We start from the raw sequence: 2,413 nt of genomic DNA, 5'->3' as shown, positions 1-2,413 counted from the left end.
GTGTTAACGACCGGTCGCGCCCTGGAGGAGGCTCTGGGTCTTTTCCTTATGCTTTTTAAGTTGTTTATCCAGCTTGTCGGTCAATGCGTCGATCGCCGCGTACATATCGGTATGCTCCGCGTTGGCGACCACTTCATTGCCGGGAATATGCAGCGTGGCTTCGATTTTCTGCTTAAGCTTTTCGACTGTCATCGTGACCTGCACGTTGGTGATCTTGTCGAAATGTCGCTCCAGTCGTTCGAGTTTTTCGCCGATGTAGGTGCGAAGAGGTTCGGTCACTTCCAGTTGGTGTCCACTGATGTTGACTTGCATACAGCTTCTCCTTCGTTGCCAGTGCATAAAGCGGCAGACCCGATGATCTGCCACTGGAACGCTGTGGCGTGGCTCTACATCAACCGCTTGCGTTCGCTCGAAGGCGCGATCCCGAGGGATTCGCGGTACTTGGCGACGGTGCGGCGAGCCACCTGAATGCCTTGTGCCTCCAGTAAACCAGCGATCTTGCTGTCACTCAACGGCTTTTTCTGATTTTCCGCGGCAACCAGTTTTTTGATGATCGCGCGGATCGCCGTAGACGAGCATTCGCCGCCTTCGGAGGTGCTGACGTGGCTGGAAAAAAAGTATTTCAGCTCATAAATGCCCCGGGGGGTATGCATGAATTTTTGCGTGGTCACCCGGGAGATCGTCGATTCGTGCATGCCGACCGCTTCGGCGATGTCATGCAACACCAGCGGTTTCATGGCTTCGTCGCCGTACTCCAGAAAGCCGCGCTGATGCTCGACGATCTGGGTGGCAACTTTCATCAGGGTTTCGTTGCGGCTTTGCAGGCTCTTGATGAACCAGCGAGCCTCCTGCAACTGATTGCGCATGAAGGTGTTGTCGGCGCTGGTGTCGGCGCGGCGCACAAAACCGGCGTACTGGGCGTTGACCCGCAGCCGTGGTACCGACTCCTGATTGAGCTCTACCAGCCAGCGCTCATTGTCCTTGCGCACGATGACGTCGGGGACGACGTACTCGGCCTCGGTGGACTCGATTTGCGAGCCCGGACGCGGGTTGAGGCTCTGGACCAGTTCGATCACCTGGCGCAGCTCATCTTCCTTGAGTTTCATGCGGCGCATCAGCTGGCTGTAGTCACGGCTGCCGAGCAGGTCTATGTAGTCGGTGACCAGACGCTTGGCTTCGGCCAGCCACGGAGTCTTGGCGGGCAACTGGCGCAGTTGCAGCAACAGGCATTCGCCAAGGTTGCGCGCGCCGATACCGGCCGGCTCGAATTGCTGGATGCGGTGCAGGACGGCTTCGATTTCGTCCAGCTCGATATCCAGTTCCGGATCGAACGCTTCCAGGATTTCCTCGAGCGTCTCGTCCAGATAGCCCTGATTGTTGATGCAATCGATCAAGGTCACGGCAATCAGGCGATCGGTGTCGGACATCGGCGCCAGGTTCAGTTGCCACAACAGATGGCTTTGCAGACTCTCGCCGGCCGAGGTGCGGGTGGTGAAATCCCACTCGTCGTCATCGTTGCTCGGCAGGCTGCTGGCGCTGGTCTGGTAGACATCTTCCCACGCGGTGTCGACCGGCAGCTCGTTGGGGATGCGCTCGTTCCAGTCGCCTTCCTCGAGGTTGTCCACCGTCGGGGCGCTTTCCTGATACGAGGGTTCCTGAATCTCGGTGTTGGGCTTCTGTTCGACGTTGTCGGCCAGAGGGTCGGAATTGTCGAAATCCTCACCATCTTCCTGGCGTTCGAGCATCGGATTGGACTCCAGGGCCTCCTGGATTTCCTGTTGCAGGTCCAGGGTCGACAATTGGAGCAGGCGGATGGCCTGTTGCAGCTGCGGTGTCATCGTCAGCTGCTGGCCCATTCTCAAGACTAGCGATGGTTTCATGGCAGGGGCTTAACACCTTATTCGCCGGCGCACATGCGCCATCCACTACAGGGCGCCGAAGCGCCAAACATAAGCAAATTATATGCCTGAAACTGAAGTGTTTGCCTAGACCGCTGTAACAATAAAAACTGGTTGATTTTTACTGTTTGTCGCGAACTGTACCGCCATGAGCTTCAGTGCTTACAGGCGGAACTCGTGGCCCAGATACACTTCCTTGACCAGATCGTTGGCCAGGATGGTGTCGGAGTCACCTTCGGCGATCAGTTGGCCATCGTTGACGATGTAGGCGGTTTCACAGATATCCAGCGTTTCACGGACGTTGTGGTCGGTGATCAGCACGCCAATGCCCTTGGCCTTGAGGTGATGAATGATCTGCTTGATATCGCCTACCGAAATCGGGTCCACGCCGGCGAAAGGTTCGTCGAGGAGAATGAATTTCGGGTTGGTGGCCAATGCCCGGGCGATTTCCACGCGACGACGCTCACCACCGGACAGGCTCATGCCGAGGTTGTCGCGGATGTGGCTGATGTGGA

3 protein-coding genes are annotated in these 2,413 nt (G+C 57.2%); all 3 read right to left on the bottom strand.

What is annotated here, in order from left to right; translation table 11 throughout:
- Positions 1–3: 3 nt before the first annotated feature.
- Entirely contained in the window at positions 4–312 is a 309-nt protein-coding gene (gene raiA, locus D8V06_RS00480; RefSeq protein ID WP_007941242.1) for a ribosome-associated translation inhibitor RaiA, read from the bottom strand.
- Positions 313–386: 74 nt separating this feature from the next.
- Positions 387–1,880, bottom strand: a complete 1,494-nt coding sequence (locus tag D8V06_RS00475; RefSeq protein WP_056855027.1) for an RNA polymerase factor sigma-54 — start codon at positions 1,878–1,880, stop codon at positions 387–389.
- 180 nt (positions 1,881–2,060) lie between these two features.
- A partial coding sequence (locus D8V06_RS00470) for an ATP-binding cassette domain-containing protein (RefSeq protein ID WP_130930257.1) occupies positions 2,061–2,413 on the bottom strand: 353 nt, incomplete at its 5' end.

The sequence above is a fragment of the Pseudomonas sp. Sample_24 genome, assembly GCF_004307605.1.
In the GTDB taxonomy this organism is placed as follows: Bacteria; Pseudomonadota; Gammaproteobacteria; order Pseudomonadales; family Pseudomonadaceae; genus Aquipseudomonas.
The sequence above is the reverse complement of the archived record's forward strand: the minus strand, read 5'-3'. Positions and strand labels throughout refer to the sequence as shown.

Coding starts and splice junctions, on each gene's coding strand:
- raiA (WP_007941242.1), bottom strand. CDS start 312: ATGCAAGTCAACATCAGTGGACACCAACTGGAAGTGACCGAACCTCTT.
- D8V06_RS00475 (WP_056855027.1), bottom strand. CDS start 1,880: ATGAAACCATCGCTAGTCTTGAGAATGGGCCAGCAGCTGACGATGACA.